Annotated in this window: 21 protein-coding genes; 18 read left to right on the forward strand and 3 right to left on the reverse strand. The window is 59.2% G+C overall.

Features of this window, described 5'->3' with window-relative positions:
* Positions 1-58: 58 nt before the first annotated feature.
* The 5 genes from pyrG (at position 59) to ispD (ending at position 5,140) form a co-directional block, all read left to right on the forward strand.
* Complete coding sequence (pyrG, locus tag AC3ITY_RS05810) at positions 59-1,690, forward strand: CTP synthase (RefSeq protein ID WP_150727676.1); 1,632 nt, start codon at positions 59-61, stop codon at positions 1,688-1,690.
* A gap of 5 nt (positions 1,691-1,695) precedes the next feature.
* A complete protein-coding gene (gene kdsA / locus AC3ITY_RS05815; protein ID WP_489308083.1) occupies positions 1,696-2,541 on the forward strand; it encodes a 3-deoxy-8-phosphooctulonate synthase in 846 nt (281 codons plus the stop codon).
* Between the two features lie 156 nt (positions 2,542-2,697).
* Entirely contained in the window at positions 2,698-3,987 is a 1,290-nt protein-coding gene (eno, locus tag AC3ITY_RS05820; RefSeq protein WP_046041152.1) for a phosphopyruvate hydratase, read from the forward strand.
* 170 nt (positions 3,988-4,157) lie between these two features.
* Positions 4,158-4,436 carry a cell division protein FtsB gene (ftsB, locus tag AC3ITY_RS05825; RefSeq protein ID WP_007996937.1) on the forward strand — a complete coding sequence of 93 codons (279 nt, stop codon included), beginning with the start codon at positions 4,158-4,160 and terminating at the stop codon, positions 4,434-4,436.
* Entirely contained in the window at positions 4,433-5,140 is a 708-nt protein-coding gene (gene ispD, locus AC3ITY_RS05830; RefSeq protein ID WP_489308084.1) for a 2-C-methyl-D-erythritol 4-phosphate cytidylyltransferase, read from the forward strand. Before ftsB ends, ispD begins: the two co-directional genes overlap by 4 nt.
* 6 nt (positions 5,141-5,146) lie before the next feature.
* Here the strand turns inward: ispD and AC3ITY_RS05835 are convergent, their stop codons facing one another.
* Positions 5,147-6,043, reverse strand: a complete 897-nt coding sequence (locus tag AC3ITY_RS05835; RefSeq protein WP_489308085.1) for a LysR family transcriptional regulator — start codon at positions 6,041-6,043, stop codon at positions 5,147-5,149.
* A gap of 107 nt (positions 6,044-6,150) precedes the next feature.
* On the opposite strand from AC3ITY_RS05835, the gene AC3ITY_RS05840 reads away from it, so the two are divergent.
* The 8 genes from AC3ITY_RS05840 to rpoS all read left to right on the forward strand — a co-directional run bounded on the left by AC3ITY_RS05840 (position 6,151) and on the right by rpoS (position 13,286).
* Positions 6,151-7,263 carry an S-(hydroxymethyl)glutathione dehydrogenase/class III alcohol dehydrogenase gene (locus AC3ITY_RS05840; RefSeq protein WP_008054058.1) on the forward strand — a complete coding sequence of 371 codons (1,113 nt, stop codon included), beginning with the start codon at positions 6,151-6,153 and terminating at the stop codon, positions 7,261-7,263.
* A gap of 8 nt (positions 7,264-7,271) precedes the next feature.
* Positions 7,272-8,117, forward strand: a complete 846-nt coding sequence (fghA, locus tag AC3ITY_RS05845) for an S-formylglutathione hydrolase (RefSeq protein ID WP_489308086.1) — start codon at positions 7,272-7,274, stop codon at positions 8,115-8,117.
* 43 nt (positions 8,118-8,160) lie between these two features.
* Positions 8,161-8,634, forward strand: a complete 474-nt coding sequence (ispF, locus tag AC3ITY_RS05850; RefSeq protein ID WP_489308087.1) for a 2-C-methyl-D-erythritol 2,4-cyclodiphosphate synthase — start codon at positions 8,161-8,163, stop codon at positions 8,632-8,634.
* On the forward strand, positions 8,631-9,689 hold the full coding sequence (gene truD / locus AC3ITY_RS05855; RefSeq protein WP_223458869.1) for a tRNA pseudouridine(13) synthase TruD: 1,059 nt from the start codon (positions 8,631-8,633) through the stop codon (positions 9,687-9,689). The genes ispF and truD overlap by 4 nt, the downstream gene beginning before the upstream one ends.
* Positions 9,677-10,426 carry a 5'/3'-nucleotidase SurE gene (gene surE / locus AC3ITY_RS05860; RefSeq protein WP_150727669.1) on the forward strand — a complete coding sequence of 250 codons (750 nt, stop codon included), beginning with the start codon at positions 9,677-9,679 and terminating at the stop codon, positions 10,424-10,426. The genes truD and surE overlap by 13 nt, the downstream gene beginning before the upstream one ends.
* Before the next feature lie 41 nt (positions 10,427-10,467).
* The gene (locus tag AC3ITY_RS05865) at positions 10,468-11,103 is read left to right on the forward strand and encodes a protein-L-isoaspartate(D-aspartate) O-methyltransferase (RefSeq protein ID WP_185754794.1); all 636 of its coding nucleotides are present in this window, start codon (positions 10,468-10,470) and stop codon (positions 11,101-11,103) included.
* Positions 11,104-11,315: 212 nt separating this feature from the next.
* A complete protein-coding gene (locus tag AC3ITY_RS05870; protein WP_489308088.1) occupies positions 11,316-12,173 on the forward strand; it encodes a peptidoglycan DD-metalloendopeptidase family protein in 858 nt (285 codons plus the stop codon).
* A gap of 105 nt (positions 12,174-12,278) precedes the next feature.
* Positions 12,279-13,286 (forward strand): RNA polymerase sigma factor RpoS, encoded by a 1,008-nt coding sequence (gene rpoS / locus AC3ITY_RS05875; RefSeq protein ID WP_007990225.1) that lies wholly within the window; start codon positions 12,279-12,281, stop codon positions 13,284-13,286.
* A 471-nt stretch (positions 13,287-13,757) separates the two neighbouring features.
* On the opposite strand, the gene fdxA is transcribed toward rpoS, so the two are convergent.
* Positions 13,758-14,081: a ferredoxin FdxA gene (gene fdxA, locus AC3ITY_RS05880; protein WP_150727667.1), complete on the reverse strand. Its 324-nt coding sequence runs from the start codon at positions 14,079-14,081 to the stop codon at positions 13,758-13,760.
* Positions 14,082-14,223: 142 nt separating this feature from the next.
* Positions 14,224-16,803, reverse strand: a complete 2,580-nt coding sequence (gene mutS / locus AC3ITY_RS05885) for a DNA mismatch repair protein MutS (protein WP_489308089.1) — start codon at positions 16,801-16,803, stop codon at positions 14,224-14,226.
* A gap of 206 nt (positions 16,804-17,009) precedes the next feature.
* Here mutS and AC3ITY_RS05890 point away from each other — a divergent pair, with 206 nt between their 5' ends.
* The 5 genes from AC3ITY_RS05890 to recX all read left to right on the forward strand — a co-directional run bounded on the left by AC3ITY_RS05890 (position 17,010) and on the right by recX (position 20,496).
* Positions 17,010-17,744 (forward strand): LexA family transcriptional regulator, encoded by a 735-nt coding sequence (locus AC3ITY_RS05890; RefSeq protein ID WP_489310791.1) that lies wholly within the window; start codon positions 17,010-17,012, stop codon positions 17,742-17,744.
* A gap of 173 nt (positions 17,745-17,917) precedes the next feature.
* Entirely contained in the window at positions 17,918-18,259 is a 342-nt protein-coding gene (locus AC3ITY_RS05895; protein WP_489308090.1) for a phage holin family protein, read from the forward strand.
* Positions 18,260-18,377: 118 nt separating this feature from the next.
* Positions 18,378-18,878 carry a CinA family protein gene (locus AC3ITY_RS05900; RefSeq protein ID WP_489308091.1) on the forward strand — a complete coding sequence of 167 codons (501 nt, stop codon included), beginning with the start codon at positions 18,378-18,380 and terminating at the stop codon, positions 18,876-18,878.
* 83 nt (positions 18,879-18,961) lie between these two features.
* Entirely contained in the window at positions 18,962-20,020 is a 1,059-nt protein-coding gene (gene recA / locus AC3ITY_RS05905) for a recombinase RecA (RefSeq protein ID WP_489308092.1), read from the forward strand.
* Between the two features lie 8 nt (positions 20,021-20,028).
* Positions 20,029-20,496 carry a recombination regulator RecX gene (gene recX, locus AC3ITY_RS05910; protein WP_095965054.1) on the forward strand — a complete coding sequence of 156 codons (468 nt, stop codon included), beginning with the start codon at positions 20,029-20,031 and terminating at the stop codon, positions 20,494-20,496.
* The last annotated feature ends 31 nt before the right edge of the window (positions 20,497-20,527 follow it).

The following is a 20,527-nucleotide window of genomic DNA, read 5'->3' on the forward strand; positions in this document are numbered from 1 at the left end:
CTTCCTTCGCTTTCCCCGGCGGCTCGGACCGCTTTAACGCAGACTTCTAGGGTTTTTCATGACGCGCTACATATTCGTCACGGGCGGTGTTGTTTCTTCATTGGGGAAAGGCATTGCATCGGCATCATTGGCGGCCATCCTGGAGGCGCGGGGACTTAAGGTCACCATGCTGAAGCTGGACCCGTACATCAACGTCGACCCGGGCACCATGAGCCCGTTCCAGCACGGTGAAGTGTTCGTCACCCACGACGGCGCCGAAACCGACCTGGACCTGGGCCACTACGAGCGGTTCATCCGCACGACCATGACCCAGAACAACAACTTCACCACCGGCCGTGTCTACGAACACGTCCTGCGCAAGGAGCGCCGTGGTGACTACCTGGGTGCAACCATCCAGGTGATCCCGCACATCACCGACGAAATCAAGCGCCGCATCATCAAGGGTGCCGGCGACGCTGACGTGGCAATGGTCGAGATCGGTGGCACCGTGGGTGACATCGAGTCGCAACCGTTCCTCGAGGCGATCCGCCAACTGCGTTTCGAAGTCGGCGCCAAGCGCGCGATGCTGATGCACCTGACACTGGTGCCGTACATCGCTACTGCCGGCGAAACCAAGACCAAGCCAACCCAGCACTCGGTGAAGGAACTGCGTTCCATCGGCCTGCAACCAGACGTGTTGGTCTGCCGCTCCGACCACCCGATCGATGTGTCGTCGCGTCGCAAGATCGCGCAGTTCACCAACGTTGAAGAACGTGCGGTGATCGCGCTGGAAGACGCCGATACCATCTACAAGATCCCGGGCATCCTGCACTCCCAGGGCCTGGACGATTTCGTCGTCGAGCGTTTCGGCCTGCAATGCGGCGGTGCCGATCTGTCCGAGTGGGAAGCCGTGGTCGACGCCAAGCTCAACCCTGAACACGAAGTCACCATCGCCATGGTCGGCAAGTACATGGAGTTGCTGGACGCCTACAAGTCGCTGATCGAAGCGATGAGTCACGCCGGCATCAGCAACCGTACCAAGGTCAACCTGCGCTACATCGATTCCGAAGACATCGAGAACCAGGGCACCGCGCTGCTGGAAGGCGTCGACGCGATCCTGGTGCCTGGCGGCTTCGGTCTGCGTGGCGTTGAAGGCAAGATCACTGCCGTTCAATACGCTCGCGAAAACAAGGTTCCGTACCTGGGTATCTGCCTGGGCATGCAAGTGGCCGTTATCGAGTTCGCACGTAACGTGATGGGCTGGAAAGACGCCAACTCCACCGAGTTCGATCGTGCAAGCGGTCACCCGGTCGTGGGCCTGATCACCGAGTGGGAAGATGCCACTGGCGCTGTCGAAACCCGTACCGAAACCTCCGATCTGGGCGGCACCATGCGCCTGGGCGCGCAGGATTGCCTGCTGGAGCCGGGTTCCCTGGTACACGGTTGCTACGGCAAGGACGTGATTGTCGAGCGTCATCGTCATCGCTACGAAGTGAACAACAACCTGCTGCCGCAAATCATGGAAGCCGGTTTGAAAATCTCCGGTCGTTCCGGTGATGGCGCACTGGTTGAAGTGGTTGAAGCTCCGGATCACCCATGGTTCGTCGCTTGCCAGTTCCACCCTGAGTTCACCTCGACGCCGCGTGACGGTCATCCGCTGTTCAGCGGTTTCGTCAAGGCAGCGTTGGTTCAACACCAGAAGAAGGCGTAACCCCGATGGCACAGAAGATCATCCGCGTCGGCGACATCGAGATTGCCAACGACAAACCCATGGTGCTGTTCGGCGGCATGAACGTGCTGGAAAGTCGTGACATGGCCATGCAGGTTTGCGAAGAGTATGTGAAGGTCACCGAAAAGCTCGGTATCCCTTACGTGTTCAAGGCCAGTTTCGACAAGGCCAACCGGTCTTCTGTGACCTCCTATCGTGGTCCTGGCCTGGAAGAAGGCATGCGCATCTTCCAGGACATCAAGCAAGCCTTTGGCGTGCCGATCATCACCGACGTCCACGAGCCTGATCAGGCCGAGGTCGTCGCTGAAGTCTGCGACATCATCCAGTTGCCAGCCTTCCTGTCGCGCCAGACCGACCTCGTGGTCGCGATGGCCAAAACGGGCGCCGTGATCAACATCAAGAAAGCCCAGTTCCTTGCCCCTCAGGAAATGAAGCACATCCTGAACAAGTGCGTGGAAGCGGGTAACGATCAGTTGATCCTCTGCGAGCGTGGTTCGAGCTTCGGCTACAACAATCTGGTCGTCGACATGCTTGGCTTCGGCATCATGAAGCAGTTCGAATACCCGGTGTTCTTCGACGTGACCCACGCGCTGCAAATGCCTGGTGGTCGTTCCGACTCCGCCGGCGGTCGCCGCGCCCAGGTCCTCGATCTGGCAAAAGCCGGCATGAGCCAGTCCCTGGCTGGCTTGTTCCTCGAAGCTCACCCGGATCCGGACAACGCCAAATGCGACGGTCCTTGCGCTTTGCGCCTGGACAAACTGGAGCCATTCCTGGCCCAGCTCAAGGCTTTGGACGAACTGGTGAAGAGTTTTCCGACGGTAGAAACCGCGTAATCCTCAATTCTCCGGTAAAGTACCGCACGATTTAACGCTCAGGCCCTCAGGCCTGAGCCTTGTCGTCTGCAAGACTGCCCGCTGCACCTCACTTGCCGACGATCAAAGATTTCCTACAGCTGCGTCGTTTTCGTCAACTTTGGAGTGTTTACAACAATGGCTAAAATCGTCGACATCAAAGGTCGTGAAGTTCTCGACTCCCGTGGCAATCCCACCGTGGAAGCGGATGTGCTTCTCGACAACGGCATCATCGGCAGTGCCTGCGCGCCGTCCGGTGCTTCCACTGGCTCGCGTGAAGCGCTCGAGCTGCGTGATGGCGACAAGAGCCGTTACCTGGGCAAGGGCGTTCTGAAGGCCGTAGGCAACATCAACGGTCCGATCCGCGACCTGTTGAAAGGCATGGACCCAAGCGACCAGAAAGCGCTCGACCTGGCAATGATCAAGCTCGACGGTACTGAAAACAAAGGTTCCCTGGGCGCCAACGCGATCCTCGCCGTTTCCCTGGCCGCGGCCAAGGCGGCAGCACAGGACCAGGACCTGCCGCTGTACGCTCACATCGCCAACCTGAACGGCACCCCGGGTGTCTACTCGATGCCGGTTCCGATGATGAACATCATCAACGGTGGCGAGCACGCCGATAACAACGTCGACATCCAGGAGTTCATGGTTCAGCCGGTTGGCGCCAAGTCTTTCTCGGAAGGTCTGCGCATGGGCACCGAGATTTTCCACCACCTCAAGGCTGTACTGAAGGCCCGTGGCCTGAGCACTGCCGTCGGCGACGAAGGTGGTTTCGCACCGAACCTGGCGTCCAACGAAGATGCACTGAAAGTGATCTCCGAAGCCGTGGCCAACGCCGGTTACAAGCTGGGCACCGACGTGACCCTGGCCTTGGACTGCGCAGCCAGCGAATTCTACGAAGACGGCAAGTACAACCTGTCCGGCGAAGGCCAGGTGTTCACCGCCGAAGGTTTCGCTGATTACCTGAAAGGTCTGACCGAGCGTTATCCGATCATCTCCATCGAAGATGGCCTGGACGAGTCCGACTGGGCTGGCTGGAAAATCCTCACCGACAAGATCGGCGAGAAGACCCAGCTGGTAGGCGACGACCTGTTCGTGACCAACACCAAGATCCTGAAAGAAGGCATAGACAAGAAGATCGCCAACTCGATTCTGATCAAGTTCAACCAGATCGGCACCCTGACCGAAACCCTGGAAGCCATCCAGATGGCCAAGGCTGCTGGTTACACTGCCGTGATCTCGCACCGCTCCGGCGAAACCGAAGATTCGACCATTGCCGACCTGGCCGTGGGCACCTCGGCTGGCCAGATCAAGACCGGCTCCCTGTGCCGTTCCGACCGCGTTTCCAAGTACAACCAACTGCTGCGTATCGAAGAGCAGTTGAACGGCAAAGCCAAGTACAACGGTCGCAGCGAGTTCCGCGGTTAAGCGGTAACTGGTAAAAAGACACCGGATTGTGTCGAAAAAATCGCTACAGCGACGTTTTTGCCACTAATCTGATGCCTTATATGCACAAGCCTGGTTCTTCCAGGCTTCGTGCTATCAGAAGCTTCACGTTTTGGCATGGCTGTCTTTTTTCACTGGATACCTGATATTCGATGCGCAGTCCCAATTGGTTGTTCCTCGTCTTGCTCCTGCTGCTGGCTGGCCTGCAGTACCGCCTGTGGGTGGGTAATGGCAGCCTGGCGCAAGTGGCCGAGTTGACTCAGCAGATTGCCGATCAGCAAGCTGAGAACCAGGCGTTGCTGGAGCGCAACCGGGTGATGGACGCCGAAGTCAGTGAGTTGAAAAAGGGCATGGAGACCGTCGAAGAACGGGCTCGTCATGAGTTGGGCATGGTCAAGGATGGTGAAACCCTTTACCAGTTGGCCCAATGATTAATTCGTTACCGGCCTTCTGGGCCGTGATTCCTGCCGCGGGCGTCGGTGCCCGTATGGCCGCGGACCGTCCCAAGCAGTACCTGCAATTGGGTGGGCGCACTATTCTCGAACACAGCCTTGGCTGTTTCCTTGATCATCCATGCCTGAAAGGCTTGGTGGTCAGTCTTGCTGTTGATGATCCTTATTGGCCGAACCTGGCGTGTGCCAGTGATCCGCGTATTGCCCGGGTCGAGGGCGGCGCCGAACGTTCCGGGTCGGTGCTCAATGCGTTGCTGCACTTGCATGCGCAGGGTGCCGACGATGAGGATTGGGTACTGGTTCACGATGCCGCACGGCCGAACCTCAGTCGTGACGATCTGGACAAGCTGCTGGCTGAGCTGGCTGACGATCCTGTCGGCGGACTGCTGGCGGTTCCGGCGCGGGATACGCTCAAGCGGGTCGACAAGCGCGGTCGTGTGGTCGAAACCGTGGATCGCAGCGTGATTTGGCAGGCCTACACGCCGCAGATGTTTCGCCTTGGGGCGTTGCATCGAGCACTGGCTGACAGTCTGGTGGCCGATGCCGTTATTACCGACGAAGCTTCGGCCATGGAGTGGGCCGGTTCGGCGCCACGCCTGATCGAAGGGCGGTCCGACAACCTCAAGGTCACGCGTCCCGAAGACCTTGAATGGTTGAGACAGCGTTGGGCCAATCGTCACTAAAAGATCTTAAATCCTGTACTCCGGCCTTTGAGCCAACCCTTCCTTCAAAAAATCCACCAACTTGCGCACCTTCGGCGACAGATGCCGCTGCTGCGGATACAGCGCCCAAACGGCGGTATTCGGTGGTTGGTGCGCTTCCAGCAACGAAATCAATGCGCCGCTGTTCAAATGTTCCAACACGTAATAGTCCGGCAACTGACACAACCCCACGCCTTGTAGCGCGGCATCCAGTACGGCTTGCCCACTGTTGCAGCGCCAGTTTCCCTGCACCCTTTGCGAAAACTCCCTCCCATTTTGTTCCAGTTGCCAGAGGTCCGAACTGCCGATAAGGCAGTTGTGGCGGCTCAGCTCCGACAGGCTGTGCGGGCGACCGTAGCGTTCAAGGTAGGAAGGTGATGCACAGAGAAACATACGCCGCGGCGCGAGGCGGGTGGCGACCAGCCGTGAATCCTGCAAGCGCCCGAGGCGAATCGCCAGGTCAAGGCCTTCGTGCACCAGGTCAAGCTGGCGATTGGTCAGTTCGATGTCGATCCGCAGTTGCGGATACAGCCCCATGAAGCGGGTCACCAGCGGCACGATGAAGCGCTCGCCGTAAGCCACGGCGCAGGTCATGCGCAGCATGCCCTTGGGTTCGCTGGTCAGGTCGCCCACCGCGCGCAACGCCTCTTCGCGGCCATCCTGCAAACGCTGGCAATGTTGCAGGAAGGTTTGCCCGGCCTCGGTCAGCGTGACCCGGCGGGTACTGCGGTAGAGCAGGCGAGTTTGCAGGCGTTCTTCGAGGCGTACGATTTGTCGACTGATATGGGAGGAAGAAACCCCCAGGCGTTGCGCAGCAGCGGTGAACTGGCTGCATTCGGCAACGGCGACAAACTCGTCGATCCCTTCCCAGCGATTTTCGGACATCAATGATTATCCCTGTGCGGCAATAATATTTTGCATTTGCATCGATTATTCATCGTTGAGCCATGTATTACACTCACTGTCTCGTTTTAATTCACTGGAGAGTCACCATGATCAAGTCGCGCGCCGCCGTTGCCTTCGAGGCCAAGAAGCCCCTCGAAATCGTTGAAGTCGATGTCGCCATGCCCAAGGCCGGCGAAGTATTGCTGCGCGTGGTGGCCTCCGGTGTTTGCCATACCGATGCTTACACCCTGTCCGGCGCTGATCCGGAAGGCATCTTCCCGTCTATCCTCGGCCATGAAGGTGGTGCGATCGTGGAAGCGATTGGCGAGGGCGTGACCTCCGTTGCGGTGGGCGACCATGTGATCCCGCTGTACACCCCGGAATGCCGCCAATGCAAATTCTGCCTGTCGGGTAAAACCAACCTGTGTCAGGCGATTCGCGCGACCCAAGGCAAAGGCCTGATGCCGGACGGCACCTCGCGTTTTTCCTACAAGGGCCAGCCGATTTTCCACTACATGGGCACTTCCACGTTCTCCGAGTACACCGTGCTTCCGGAAATCTCCGTGGCCAAGATTGCTAAAGAAGCGCCACTGGAAAAAGTCTGCCTGCTGGGCTGCGGTGTCACCACCGGCATCGGCGCGGTACTCAACACGGCCAAAGTGAAACCGGGTGATACCGTGGCCATTTTCGGCCTCGGCGGCATCGGTCTGTCGGCCGTTATCGGCGCCGTAAAAGCCAAGGCCGCGCGGATCATCGCCATCGACATCAACCCGGCGAAATTCGAGATCGCCAAACAGCTGGGCGCAACCGACTGCGTGAACCCGAAAGACTTCGATCGTCCGATCCAGGAAGTCATCGTCGACATGACCGATGGCGGCGTCGATTTTTCCTTCGAGTGCATCGGCAACGTGCAACTGATGCGCGCTGCGCTGGAGTGCTGCCACAAGGGCTGGGGCGAGTCGGTCATCATCGGTGTTGCCGGTGCCGGTCAGGAAATCTCGACCCGTCCGTTCCAGTTGGTCACTGGCCGCGTCTGGCGGGGTTCGGCGTTCGGCGGCGTGCGCGGTCGTACCGAGTTGCCAAGCTATGTGGAAATGGCTGAGACCGGTGAGATTCCGCTGGATACCTTCATCACCCACACCATGGGCCTGGAAGATATCAACAAGGCGTTTGACCTGATGCATGAAGGAAAAAGCATCCGCTCCGTCATTCATTTCTGAGGTCTGTCATGAGCCTGGAAAATATCTCCTGCCAGAAAAGTTTTGGCGGCTGGCACAAACGCTATCGCCATCGCTCGGAAGTGCTCGGCTGCGACATGGTGTTCGCCGTCTACCTGCCACCGCAGGCGGAGCAGGGCGGGAAGCTGCCGGTGTTGTACTGGTTGTCCGGCCTGACCTGCACCGACGAGAACTTCATGCAAAAGGCCGGCGCCATGCGCATGGCCGCCGAGTTGGGGCTGATCATCGTCGCACCGGACACCAGCCCTCGCGGGCCTGATGTGCCGGGCGATCCGGATGGCGCCTGGGACTTCGGCCTCGGCGCCGGGTTTTACCTGAATGCCACTCAGGAACCGTGGTCGCGACACTATCGGATGCATGACTATGTCGTGCAGGAATTGCCGACATTGGTCGAAGCCCATTTCCCGGCGTCGGACAAACGTGGCATCAGCGGTCATTCCATGGGCGGCCACGGTGCGCTGGTCTGCGCATTGCGCAATCCGGGGCGTTATCTGTCGGTGTCGGCGTTCTCGCCGATCAACAACCCGATGGATTGCCCGTGGGGGCAGAAAGCCTTCTCCCGCTACCTGGGAGAGGACCGTTCGAAATGGCGCGAATGGGATGCCTGCGCGTTGATTGCCGAGGCCGAGGAAAAGCTGCCGCTGTTGGTCGACCAGGGTGATCGCGACGATTTCCTCGCCAACCAGCTCAAGCCTGAAGCCTTGCAACAGGCGGCCAAACTGGCCGGTCATCCGCTGACGTTGCGCCTGCAACCGGGCTACGATCACAGCTATTTCTTCATCGCCAGTTTCATTGACGACCACTTGCGGCATCACGCGCATGCTCTGGTTGGCTAATGCAGGTAGAATCACGCCCTGACAAAAATCGGGGCGTTTTTTTATGCGTATTGGCCACGGCTATGATGTGCACCGTTTCGCTGAAGGCGATTTCATCACTCTGGGCGGCGTGCGCATTGCACACAGCTTCGGGCTGCTCGCTCACTCTGACGGTGACGTCCTCTTGCACGCCTTGAGCGATGCCTTGCTCGGCGCCGCGGCGCTGGGAGACATCGGCAAGCATTTCCCAGATATCGACCCGCAATTCAAGGGCGCCGACAGCCGTGCGCTGTTGCGTCACGTCGTTGCACTGGTCCATGCCAAAGGCTGGAAAGTTGGCAACGTCGATAACACCATCGTCGCCCAGGCGCCGAAAATGGCCCCGCATATCGAACCGATGCGCGCGCTGATTGCCGCGGATCTTCAAGTAGAGTTGGATCAAGTGAACGTGAAAGCTACCACCACCGAAAAGCTCGGCTTTGTCGGTCGCGAAGAAGGCATTGCCGTGCACTCCGTTGCCTTGTTGCTGCGCGCATGAACGAACTGCAGTTGCTCGGCCCGCGGGCTTACGGTGAGGCCCTCGGCACGGCGGTCCTGAAAGCGATCGCGGAAGATTTCCAGGTCGACGAAGTCCTCGACATTCCCCTCAGCGGAGAAGGTGAACACCTGTGGATCTGGGTGGAAAAGCGCGGCCTGAATACCGAAGAAGCGGCGCGACGGATTGCCAAGGCTGCCGGCGTGCCATTGCGCACCGTCAGTTATGCCGGGCTCAAGGACCGTCAGGCGTTGACTCGCCAGTGGTTCAGCGTGCAACTGCCGGGCAAGGCCGACCCTGATCTGTCGGCCGCGCAAAACGATACGCTGAAGATCCTCAAGACCGCCCGCCACAAGCGCAAACTGCAACGCGGTGCGCACTCGGCCAACGGTTTTACGTTGCGCCTGACGCAATTTACCGGCGACAAGCCTGCGCTTGAAGAGCGTCTGCAACTGATCGCCAAGCAAGGCATCCCCAATTATTTCGGCGCCCAGCGCTTCGGCCATGACGGCGGCAACGTCGTCGATGCTCGCGCCTGGGCCGCGCGCAAGGCCTTGCCGGAGCAGCGCAATGTGCGCTCGCGCCTGCTTTCCACGGCGCGCAGTTTTCTGTTCAATCAGGTGCTGGCCGCGCGTGTCGCCGATGGCACCTGGCAGCGTGCCCAGGTGGGCGATCTGCTGGCGTTCACTGACAGCCGCAGCTTTTTCCCGGCAGGCGAAGCCGAGTGCAGCGACCCGCGCCTGGCGATTCTCGATCTGCACCCGACCGGTCCGCAGTGGGGCGAAGGTGACTCGCCGGCCACGGGCGTTGTCCATGAACTGGAGCAGGCCATCGCCGCACGCGAAGCGGATTTGCGTGACTGGTTGATCAACGCCGGTATGAGCCACGAACGTCGCATCCTGCGGCTGCCCATTGGCGGGTTGACGTGGCATTATCCCGAGCCTGACATTCTGCAACTGGAATTCATCCTGCCGGCCGGATGCTTCGCCACCGTATTGGTGCGTGAGCTTGTTGATCTGGTGCCGGTGGGGCAGACGGACAGCCCATGCGTATTCTGATTTCTAACGACGATGGAGTAACCGCACCGGGTCTCGCCGCGCTTTATGCTGCGCTGGCGGATTACACCGAATGTGTGGTTATCGCCCCGGACCAGGACAAAAGCGGCGCCAGCAGTTCGCTGACGCTCGACCGTCCGTTGCACCCGCAAACCCTGGCCAACGGCTTTATCAGCCTCAACGGCACGCCAACCGATTGTGTCCACCTGGGTCTCAATGGCCTGCTGGAGCGCGAAGCGGACATGGTGGTTTCCGGGATCAACCTGGGCGCGAACCTGGGGGACGATGTCCTGTATTCCGGCACGGTGGCGGCGGCCCTTGAGGGGCGTTTCCTGAAACACCCTTCGTTTGCCTTTTCGCTGGTCTCACGACAAGTAGATAACCTTCCCACAGCTGCCTATTTCGCGCGCAAACTGGTCGAAGCCCATGCTGACCTGGATCTGCCACCGCGTACGGTACTGAACGTGAATATTCCCAATTTGCCGCTGGACCGCATCCGCGGTATCCAGTTGACCCGCCTGGGCCATCGCGCCCGAGCCGCGGCACCGATGAAAGTGGTGGATCCGCGGGGCAAGTCCGGTTACTGGATCGCGGCGGCCGGGGATGCCGAAGACGGCGGTCCGGGTACCGATTTCCATGCAGTGATGCAGGGTTATGTTTCGATCACGCCGCTGCAACTGGACCGCACCTTCAATGATGCCTTCAGAAGTCTGGATGGCTGGCTGGAGGGACTGCGCTGATGGGTCGCGAACAAGACGATATGCTGCGTCGCGGCATCGGCATGACCTCCCAGCGAACCCGGGAGCGGCTGATCCAGCGCCTGTACGAGGAAGGCATCTCCAACGCCAGGGTGCTGGAGGTCATTCGCCGGACCCCGCGCCACCTGTTCGTCGACGAAGCGCTGGCGCACCGTGCCTATGAAGACACGGCGCTGCCGATTGGTAACAACCAGACCATCTCCCAGCCTTATATGGTGGCGCGCATGAGCGAGCTGCTGCTGGAGGCCGGTCCCCTCGACAAGGTGCTGGAGATCGGCACCGGGTCGGGTTATCAGACGGCGGTGCTGTCGCAACTGGTCGAGCGTGTGTTCTCGGTCGAGCGCATCAAGGTTCTGCAGGATCGGGCAAAGGAGCGCCTGGTCGAACTGAACTTGCGCAACGTGGTGTTCCGCTGGGGCGACGGCTGGGAAGGCTGGCCGGCACTGGCGCCGTACAACGGGATTATCGTCACCGCAGTGGCCACCGATGTGCCCCAGGCTCTGCTTGACCAGTTGGCACCGGGAGGTCGGATGGTGATCCCGGTCGGGGCCGGCGAAGTCCAGCAATTGATGCTGATCGTCCGCGAGGAACAAGGTTTTTCCAGGCATGTTCTGGGGGCTGTGCGCTTCGTGCCATTGCTCAATGGGCCACTGGCCTGAGCATTTGTTTTGGCACGCTGAATTCTCTTCGATTGCCTTTGTCTTACAGCGGCATCGTTCGGTTGAACGGGATTCATCGTCAGGCAGCAAACGTGTGCGCGACACCGATTCGCCACATTAAAGGTAAAGCGTGCACGGCTCGTTATACTTGCGACAGTTCATTGCCGGACTCCGGTATTTCACATTTTCAGCCACCACAGAGGGAGCGGCGGGTGAGTCTCACAGTCATTGCGCAGCGTATGAGTAAAACGAGCTTTCAGCGCCTGGTGACTGGCCTTGTCTTGAGCACCTTGCTGGTCGGTTGTTCCAGCAACAAATCCAGCGATGTTCGTGTCCTGGACCGCAACAATGCCGCGGCCCAGCGTCCAGCCGTAACCACCGGACAATACGTCGTTCGGCCCAAGGACACCCTGTTCTCCATCGCCTTCCGTTACGGCTGGGACTACAAGGCCCTGGCTGCGCGTAACAACATTGCTGCGCCTTACACCATTCATCCGGGTCAGACGATTCGCTTTGATGGTCGTACCGATTCAACGTCGACGGCGGTGGTCAGTTCGTCCAGTTCAACACCTTCGTCGTCGAGTAAAACGACGGTCATCCGTCGTCCGGTAAACGGTGCGACCACCAGCACAACGACGGTTTTACCGTCCGTCGCCAACAAGCCAGAACCCGCTCCGTTGCCTCCTCCCGGGCCAGCTCCGACGGGCTGGGGGTGGCCTTCTAATGGCATTCTGATCGGGAAATTCTCTTCAAACGGTAGTTTGAATAAAGGAATTGATATCGCCGGAGATTTGGGACAGCCTGTTTTAGCTGCGTCTGATGGGACGGTGGTGTATGCCGGGAGTGGCTTAAGGGGCTACGGCGAATTAGTGATCATCAAACACAGCGAAACTTACGTCAGTGCCTACGGACATAACCGCAGGCTGTTGGTTCGGGAGGGGCAGCAGGTCAAGGTCGGACAGACAATTGCCGAAATGGGGTCAACGGGTACAGACCGGGTGAAACTGCATTTTGAGATTCGCCGCCAGGGTAAACCTGTAGATCCGCTGCAATTCCTGCCACGTCGTTGATCGCTTACCAGCCTGTTCCGTCGCGTAGAGGGGACAGGCTCCAGCGTTGCCAGGGATGAAGGCGCCGCTTGAGCTTGAGGTCGAACTCACCAAAGGACTATAACAATGGCTCTCAGTAAAGAAGTGCCGGAGTTTGACATCGACGATGAGGTTCTCCTAATGGAGAGCAGCATCGATACGGATTCGATGTCGAATGATGAAGGGGCGGCTCCACCTTCCGTTCGTGCCAAATCCAAACACTCCGCATCCTTGAAACAACACAAGTACATTGACTACACGCGGGCACTTGATGCTACGCAGCTGTATCTCAATGAAATTGGTTTCTCCCCCCTGCTGTCACCCGAAGAAGAAGTTCATTTTGCGCGCCTGTCGCAAAGTGGCGATCCGGCCGGGCGCAAACGCATGATTGAAAGTAACCTGCGGCTGGTGGTGAAAATCGCCCGGCGTTACGTCAATCGTGGGCTGTCGCTGCTGGACCTGATCGAAGAGGGCAACCTCGGCTTGATCCGGGCGGTGGAGAAGTTCGATCCGGAACGCGGTTTCCGCTTCTCGACCTACGCGACCTGGTGGATTCGCCAGACCATCGAACGCGCAATCATGAATCAGACCCGGACCATCCGGCTGCCGATCCATGTGGTCAAAGAGCTGAATGTGTACCTGCGGGCCGCGCGGGAGCTGACGCAAAAACTCGACCATGAACCCTCACCCGAAGAAATCGCCAACCTGTTGGAAAAACCGGTGGGAGAGGTCAAGCGTATGCTCGGCCTTAACGAACGGGTTTCTTCGGTCGACGTCTCGCTGGGTCCGGATTCGGACAAAACCCTGCTGGATACCCTGACTGACGACCGTCCAACCGATCCATGCGAACTGTTGCAGGACGACGACCTGTCCCAGAGCATCGATCAATGGCTCTCGGAACTGACCGACAAGCAGCGCGAAGTGGTTGTACGCCGCTTTGGCCTGCGCGGTCATGAAAGCAGCACCCTTGAAGACGTAGGCCTGGAAATCGGCCTGACCCGGGAGCGGGTAAGACAGATTCAGGTGGAAGGCTTGAAGCGGCTGCGCGAGATCCTGGAAAAAAATGGTCTGTCGAGCGAGTCGCTGTTCCAATAAGGCGCTCACTGCGATGGCATTAAAAACCCCGACTGGATCGGGGTTTTTTATTGTCTGGCCAGAAGACCGAATCCCCTCGGGATTTTGGTTTCGTGCTGTAAGCCTTGGCTTACTCTTGCGTAAGTGTTCGTTATTTTTACACTCTGGCAGTCGTCCATGCTGAACGCTGATTGTCGCTATCTTTTTGATTTGTATAACTATTTTTTATTATTAATGACGTGTGACAGTTGGATTTCGCGCCAAAGGGCGATTGATCCAGGCGGGGAAAGGTCTAGTATTCAGGTTGTGTCGATGGACAGACACGTCCTTCAAGGATGAGGGAAATGGATATCGCAGGACGCGATTCATCAGGACGATGAAAAGGAACACAGGGAATAGGGAAAAAATGTGGGCGGGTCAAACCGCCCCTTTTTTTGCCTGCAGAAAAGCAAAAAGGCCCTTGTGGGGCCTTTTTCGCGAACGCGGGGGTAATCAGCGTTCGAGGTCTGCGATCTTGCCTTTCTTGCCATCCCACTCTTCAGCGTCGGGCATCGAATCTTTCTTCTCGGTGATGTTCGGCCAGATATCGGCCAACTCAGCGTTCAGCTCGATGAAGTTCTCCATGCCGGCTGGAACCTCATCTTCGGAAAAGATTGCCACAGCAGGGCATTCAGGTTCGCACAGCGCGCAATCGATGCACTCATCCGGGTGAATCACCAGGAAATTCGGGCCTTCGTAAAAGCAGTCCACCGGACAGACTTCTACGCAGTCGGTGTACTTGCACTTGATGCAGTTGTCGGTGACGACGAAGGTCATTTCTAATTTTCTCCTCAGGCGCGGCTTGCTGCGCCCCTTCTCGTAGGGGTCGCCAGGTTCGGGAGCGATAGTCTGCTGGCCAGGCTATTAGCCAGCAGCATCCCAAACCGCGCGAGATTCTAACAGCTTGCAAGCCGCTGCGTTAGATCCGTGTCTTTAGTGTATAGAGCATTTCGAGAGCACGACGTGGCGTCATGTTGTCCAGGTCGAGCTTGGCCAAGTCATCCAGCACTGGATGCGGCAGGCTGGCAAACAGGTCGCTTTGCAGCGGTGCGGCCGGTTTGCCTTTGGCCGGTACAGGTGTTTCATGGGGCAGGGCGGTGTCTTCCAGGCGGCTCAAATGCTCGCGAGCACGGGTGATGACCTCGCTTGGTACGCCTGCCAGCTGCGCAACGGCCAGGCCATAACTCTGACTGGCCGGCCCGGGCAGCACGTGGTGCAGGAACACGATGCGTTCGTTGTGCTCGGTGGCATTGAGGTGCACGTTGGCCACCAGCGGCTGGGCTTCCGGCAGGACGGTCAGTTCAAAGTAGTGGGTGGCGAACAGCGTGTAGGCACGCAGATGTGCCAGGCGCTCGGCCGCCGCCCATGCCAGGGACAGACCGTCGAAGGTGCTGGTGCCGCGCCCGACTTCGTCCATCAGTACCAGGCTGCGCTCGGTGGCGTTGTGCAGAATGTTCGCGGTTTCGCTCATTTCCACCATGAAGGTCGAACGCCCGCCGGCCAGGTCATCGCTGGAGCCGATCCGGGTGAAGATGCGGTCGACCAGCGACAGTTCGCAACTGGCTGCCGGCACGAAGCTGCCGATGTGCGCCAGGAGCACGATCAAGGCGGTCTGACGCATGTAGGTGGATTTACCGCCCATGTTCGGGCCGGTGATCACCAGCATGCGGGTGTTGTCGTCCAGGCTCAGGTCGTTGGCCACGAACGGCGTGGTCAGCACTTGTTCGACCACCGGGTGACGACCCTGGCTGATGCGCATGCAGGGTTCGCTGACGAAGCGCGGGCAGTTCAGGTCGAGGTTCAGTGCACGTTCGGCAAGGTTGCTCAAGACGTCCAGCTCGGCCAGGGCGCCGGCGGTGTCCTGCAGCGGTGGCAGCTGGCTGATCAGGTCTTCGAGCAGTGCTTCGTACAGCATCTTCTCACGAGCCAGGGCGCGGCTCTTGGCTGACAGTGCCTTGTCTTCGAACGCCTTGAGTTCCGGCGTAATGAAACGCTCGGCGCCTTTGAGCGTCTGGCGGCGAATATAGTCGGCCGGTGCCGATTCCGCCTGCTTGCTTGGCAGCTCGATGAAGTAACCGTGGATGCGGTTGTAACCGACCTTCAGGTGCGACAGGCCGGTGCGGGCCTTTTCCCGTGCCTCGAGGTCGATCAGGAATTGCCCGGCGTTTTCGCTGAGTGACTGCAGATCGTCGAGTTCGCTGTCGTAGCCGGTTTTCAGCACGCCGCCGTCCCGAATGACTGCGGGCGGGTTGTCGATGATGGCTTTTTCCAGCAGTGCCGCCAGTTCCGGGTAGGTGCTGGTGATGGTGGCGAGTTGCTGGAGGTGCGGGGCTTCGAGCTCCGTCATTGCCACTTGCAGTTCAGGTAGTGCGCCGAGGGCGTCACGCAAACGGGCGAGGTCGCGCGGGCGGGCATTGCGCAGGCCGATCCGCGCAAGAATCCGTTCGATGTCACCGATTTCCTTGAGTTGCGGTTGCAGTCTTTCGAAGCGGTAACCGTCGAGCAGGCAAGTGATCGAAGTCTGACGCGCCAACAGCACCGTCAAATCGCGTAATGGGCGATTCAGCCAGCGGGTCAGCAGGCGGCTGCCCATGGCGGTCTGGCAACGGTCCACCACCGATTGCAGAGTGTTGTCGCGGCCGCCGGCCAGGTTGGTGTCGAGCTCCAGGTTGCGACGGCTGGCGCCATCGAGCACCACGGTGTCGTCCAGGCGCTCATGACGCAGGCTGCGCAAATGGGGCAGGGCGGTGCGCTGGGTTTCCTTGGCGTAGGCCAGCAGACAACCGGCGGCGCCGATCGCCAGGGTCAGGTTTTCGCAGCCAAAGCCTTTGAGATCCTGGGTCGAGAATTGCTGGCACAGGCTTTTGAGCGCCGAATCGCGCTCGAAATCCCAGGGTGCACGGCGACGCACGCCGCGGCGTTTTTCCGCCGGCAAGTCCTTGGGCCAGTCATCCGGAATCAGCAGTTCCACCGGGTTGACCCGCTCCAGTTCCGCCAGCAGGTTTTCCCAACCCTTGATTTCCAGCACGCTGAAATTGCCACTGGTGATGTCCAGCACCGCCAGGCCAAACAGGCGCTCATCACCCAGAACGGCGGCGATCAGGTTGTCCCGACGCTCGTCGAGCAGCGCCTCGTCACTCACCGTCCCCGGCGTGATGATGCGCACCACCTGCCGCTCCACCGGCCCTTTGCTGGTGGCCGGGTCGCCGACCTGCTCGCAGATCACCACCGATTCGCCAAGCTTCACCAGTTTGGCCAGGTAACCCTCGGCGGCGTGGTAAGGAATCCCGCACATCGGAATCGCCTGGCCAGCCGACTGCCCACGGGCCGTCAGGGTGATGTCCAGCAACTTGGCGGCCTTCTTCGCGTCTTCATAGAAGATCTCGTAGAAGTCGCCCATGCGGTAGAACATCAGCTGGTCCGGGTGCTGGTTTTTCAGGCGCCAGTACTGCTGCATCATCGGGGTGTGGGAGGACAGGTCGGAGACGGCTTTATTCATCGGATTGTCAGGAAGCTCGTTGAAAGAGGTGGGGTAAAGCGGGGCAATGGCCGGGCTTTACCGCGATGGGCGCAAGGTTACCATGGGCGGTCTACCCGACGCAGGCATCGCGGCCGGGTGACTCCTTTGCCATTTAAAATCTGGATATGCATGGGTTATGCAAATCGGCATTGTCTTCTTCGAGAAGAGCAAGCACTATGCACGTTATGCAAAAACGCAACGTATCTACCGTATTAAGAGCATTGCTCGATCAGCACGGGATCTCCCCCACGGAGCTTCACCGTCGAACCGGCGTGCCTCAATCCACGCTCTCGCGCATTCTCAGCGGGAAAATAGTCGATCCTTCGGATAGGCATATTTCGAAAATTGCCGACTATTTTTCCGTGAGTACCGACCAGTTGCGTGGCCGCGCGGACGTCGCGCCTGCTGCAAATGCCGGGCGCGCTCCAGTGCATTCGGAACTCAAGGATATAAGTCTGTGGGACGACGATACCCCTGTCGATGACGACGAGGTGTCGGTCCCCTTTCTTCGCGAGGTTGAATTGGCCGCGGGATCAGGAAGATTCGTCATCGAGGAGAGCGAGCGCTCCAGCCTGCGCTTCGGCAAACGAAGCCTACGCCATAACGGCGTGCAGTTCGACCAGGCCAAATGCGTGACGGTGCGGGGCAACAGCATGTTGCCGGTGCTGCGCGACGGCGCCACGGTCGGGGTCAATGCCGGCAAGTGCGGCATTGGCGAGATCATTGATGGCGACCTTTATGCAATCAATCACAACGGCCAATTGCGGGTGAAGCAGCTGTATCGCCTGCCGACCGGAATCCGTCTGCGCAGCTTCAATCGTGACGAACATCCAGACGAAGATTACACCTTTCAGGAAGTCCAGGAGGAGCCGATTGTTATCCTCGGACATGTCTTCTGGTGGGGCATGTACGCCCGCTAACACCCTTGCGTTCAGATAAAACCCGCTTCCCGAGCGGGTTTTTTTCGCGTGCTGAAAACATTGGATCATCTTTTTGATGCGTTAACGCATTGACTGAATATGCATCAGTGCATAATCTGCTTGCCTATCCATTCAAGAACGCAGTGCGACCGTTCACTGCAAGGAGGCATGAAATGACCGCTGAGCAATATGCGTTGCTGGACATGCCTCTGTGGCTGGTTATCAGCCTGCCAATACTCGGTGGCGTTACCGGTGAAATGTGGCGTGCCGATAAAGAGGGCATTCGTGGCTGGCCCCTTGTCCGGCGCCTGAGCCTGCGGTCTGGCTCCAGCATGATCTGCGGCGCCTCGGTCATCATGCTGCTGCACGCCGCCAATGTTTCCATTTGGGCTGCTTGCGCGGGTGGTTGTTTAGCGGCGATGGCCGGGACAGAAGTGGTTCTAGGGTTGTATGAGCGTTGGGTGGCCAAGCGTATGGGGGGCGGTCATGCCCCGCCCGGTGACGTCGAAGATTGATTCCCCGACAGGCCTTTTCCAGAGCCTCTGGTTCTTTACATTTTGATCGGTCACGTCGCTTGCAAGTGCGGTCTGCTCGTGTACGGTTAACCTCATCCCGCCCGATCAGGAGATGACCGTGAACGAAATCACCCAGCTCGCCGCCGAACTCGGCAGACGCCTGCAGGTTCTCAATGCCCACGTCACCACGGCGGAGTCCTGCACCGGCGGTGGCATCGCCGAGGCAATCACCCGTATCCCCGGGAGTTCGGCCTGGTTCGAGGCCGGTTATGTCACCTACTCCAACCGGCAGAAAACCCTGCAACTGGATGTCCCGGTGGAGTTGTTCACCACCGTGGGCGCGGTCAGCCGCGAGGTGGTCGAGGCCATGGTCCGGGGGGCACAGAAGAAAAATAGCGCATATTTCTCCGTGGCGGTCAGTGGTATCGCCGGTCCGGATGGTGGAACGGCGAACAAGCCGGTTGGCACGGTGTGGCTGGCCTGGGGCGTTGGAGACCAGGTGTTCTGTGAGAGGCAGCACTTCCCGGGTAATCGCGATGACGTCCGCCGACAAACGGTGAAGGCCGCGCTAGAGGGGCTGCTGCGGTATGCCGCGGCAGAAATCTCAAATCGGGGGTAGGCGATCCGCAAACGCTGTGGAATAATACTGGCTACTTATACAGGTGTTGGCCGTCAGGCCTTATTGATTACGTGAGGACTTTAATGGACGACAACAAGAAGAAAGCCTTGGCTGCGGCCCTGGGTCAGATCGAACGTCAATTCGGCAAGGGTGCCGTAATGCGTATGGGCGATCAGGACCGTCAGGCGATCCCGGCCATCTCCACTGGCTCTCTGGGTCTGGACATCGCTCTCGGCATCGGCGGCCTGCCAAAAGGCCGTATTGTTGAAATCTACGGTCCTGAATCTTCCGGTAAAACCACGCTGACCTTGTCCGTGATCGCCCAGGCTCAAAAAGCCGGCGCGACCTGCGCATTCGTCGACGCCGAGCACGCCCTCGACCCTGAGTACGCCGGCAAGCTGGGTGTCAACGTCGACGACCTGCTGGTTTCCCAGCCAGACACCGGCGAACAGGCCCTGGAAATCACCGACATGCTGGTGCGTTCCAACGCGGTTGACGTGATCATCGTCGACTCCGTAGCCGCCCTGGTGCCAAAGGCTGAAATCGAAGGCGAAATGGGTGACATGCACGTGGGCCTGCAAGCCCGTCTGATGTCCCAGGCACTACGTAAAATCACCGGTAACATCAAGAACGCCAACTGCCTGGTGATCTTCATCAACCAGATCCGTATGAAAATCGGCGTGATGTTCGGTAGCCCGGAAACCACCACCGGTGGTAACGCACTGAAGTTCTACGCATCGGTTCGTCTGGACATCCGTCGTACCGGCGCGGTGAAAGAAGGTGATGAGGTCGTCGGTAGCGAAACCCGCGTCAAGGTTGTGAAGAACAAGGTAGCTTCGCCGTTCCGCCAGGCCGAGTTCCAGATTCTTTACGGCAAGGGCATCTACCTCAACGGTGAGATGATCGACCTGGGTGTTCTGCACGGTTTCGTTGAGAAGTCCGGTGCCTGGTATGCCTATGAAGGCACCAAGATCGGTCAGGGCAAGGCCAACTCGGCCAAGTTCCTGGCAGACAACCCGGAAGTCGCGGCAAAGCTGGAGAAGCAACTGCGTGACAAGCTGCTGTCGCCTGCATCGGTTGCGGACGCCAAAGCTTCTGCGGTCAAAGAGACCGAAGGCGACCTGGCTGACGCTGATATCTGATCGAAGCGATGACCGCCGTACTCGATACACTCGTCGCGGTGCGGCGAACCGCAATGGACCTGCTCGCACGACGCGAGCACGGTCGTGTCGAGCTGACGCGTAAACTGCGTCAGCGCGGCGCCCTCCCCGAAATGATCGAAACAGCACTCGACCGGTTGACGGAAGAGGGGTTGTTGTCCGAAACCCGTTACCTCGAAAGTTTCGTTTCCTACCGCGCCCGTTCCGGTTATGGCCCTTTACGCATTCGTGAAGAGTTGAGCCAGCGCGGCCTGCAGCGCACCGATATTGAACTCGCCCTGCGTGAGAGTGGTATCGACTGGCAGGAGCAACTGGCCGACACCTGGCGGCGCAAGTTCTCCGGGCAATTGCCGGCGGACGTCCGGGAGCGAGCCAAACAAGGCAGGTTCCTGGCGTATCGGGGATACTCCATGGAAATGATCAACCGCCTGTTCAGCGGTCGAGGGATGGACGATTGAACTGAAACGGCCCGCTATTTCGATAGCGGGC

Source organism: Pseudomonas sp. GL_091 (assembly GCF_057837725.1).

What these genes read in the sequence shown, in the direction of transcription:
- ftsB (WP_007996937.1), top strand. Translation starts at nt 4,158, where the DNA reads ATGCGCAGTCCCAATTGGTTGTTCCTCGTCTTGCTCCTGCTGCTGGCT.
- AC3ITY_RS05895 (WP_489308090.1), top strand. Translation starts at nt 17,918, where the DNA reads ATGACCGCTGAGCAATATGCGTTGCTGGACATGCCTCTGTGGCTGGTT.
- ispF (WP_489308087.1), top strand. Translation starts at nt 8,161, where the DNA reads ATGCGTATTGGCCACGGCTATGATGTGCACCGTTTCGCTGAAGGCGAT.
- rpoS (WP_007990225.1), top strand. Translation starts at nt 12,279, where the DNA reads ATGGCTCTCAGTAAAGAAGTGCCGGAGTTTGACATCGACGATGAGGTT.
- pyrG (WP_150727676.1), top strand. Translation starts at nt 59, where the DNA reads ATGACGCGCTACATATTCGTCACGGGCGGTGTTGTTTCTTCATTGGGG.
- AC3ITY_RS05840 (WP_008054058.1), top strand. Translation starts at nt 6,151, where the DNA reads ATGATCAAGTCGCGCGCCGCCGTTGCCTTCGAGGCCAAGAAGCCCCTC.
- fghA (WP_489308086.1), top strand. Translation starts at nt 7,272, where the DNA reads ATGAGCCTGGAAAATATCTCCTGCCAGAAAAGTTTTGGCGGCTGGCAC.
- surE (WP_150727669.1), top strand. Translation starts at nt 9,677, where the DNA reads ATGCGTATTCTGATTTCTAACGACGATGGAGTAACCGCACCGGGTCTC.
- recX (WP_095965054.1), top strand. Translation starts at nt 20,029, where the DNA reads ATGACCGCCGTACTCGATACACTCGTCGCGGTGCGGCGAACCGCAATG.
- mutS (WP_489308089.1), bottom strand. Translation starts at nt 16,803, where the DNA reads ATGAATAAAGCCGTCTCCGACCTGTCCTCCCACACCCCGATGATGCAG.
- AC3ITY_RS05835 (WP_489308085.1), bottom strand. Translation starts at nt 6,043, where the DNA reads ATGTCCGAAAATCGCTGGGAAGGGATCGACGAGTTTGTCGCCGTTGCC.
- fdxA (WP_150727667.1), bottom strand. Translation starts at nt 14,081, where the DNA reads ATGACCTTCGTCGTCACCGACAACTGCATCAAGTGCAAGTACACCGAC.
- AC3ITY_RS05890 (WP_489310791.1), top strand. Translation starts at nt 17,010, where the DNA reads ATGCAAAAACGCAACGTATCTACCGTATTAAGAGCATTGCTCGATCAG.
- eno (WP_046041152.1), top strand. Translation starts at nt 2,698, where the DNA reads ATGGCTAAAATCGTCGACATCAAAGGTCGTGAAGTTCTCGACTCCCGT.
- recA (WP_489308092.1), top strand. Translation starts at nt 18,962, where the DNA reads ATGGACGACAACAAGAAGAAAGCCTTGGCTGCGGCCCTGGGTCAGATC.
- kdsA (WP_489308083.1), top strand. Translation starts at nt 1,696, where the DNA reads ATGGCACAGAAGATCATCCGCGTCGGCGACATCGAGATTGCCAACGAC.
- AC3ITY_RS05865 (WP_185754794.1), top strand. Translation starts at nt 10,468, where the DNA reads ATGACCTCCCAGCGAACCCGGGAGCGGCTGATCCAGCGCCTGTACGAG.
- truD (WP_223458869.1), top strand. Translation starts at nt 8,631, where the DNA reads ATGAACGAACTGCAGTTGCTCGGCCCGCGGGCTTACGGTGAGGCCCTC.
- ispD (WP_489308084.1), top strand. Translation starts at nt 4,433, where the DNA reads ATGATTAATTCGTTACCGGCCTTCTGGGCCGTGATTCCTGCCGCGGGC.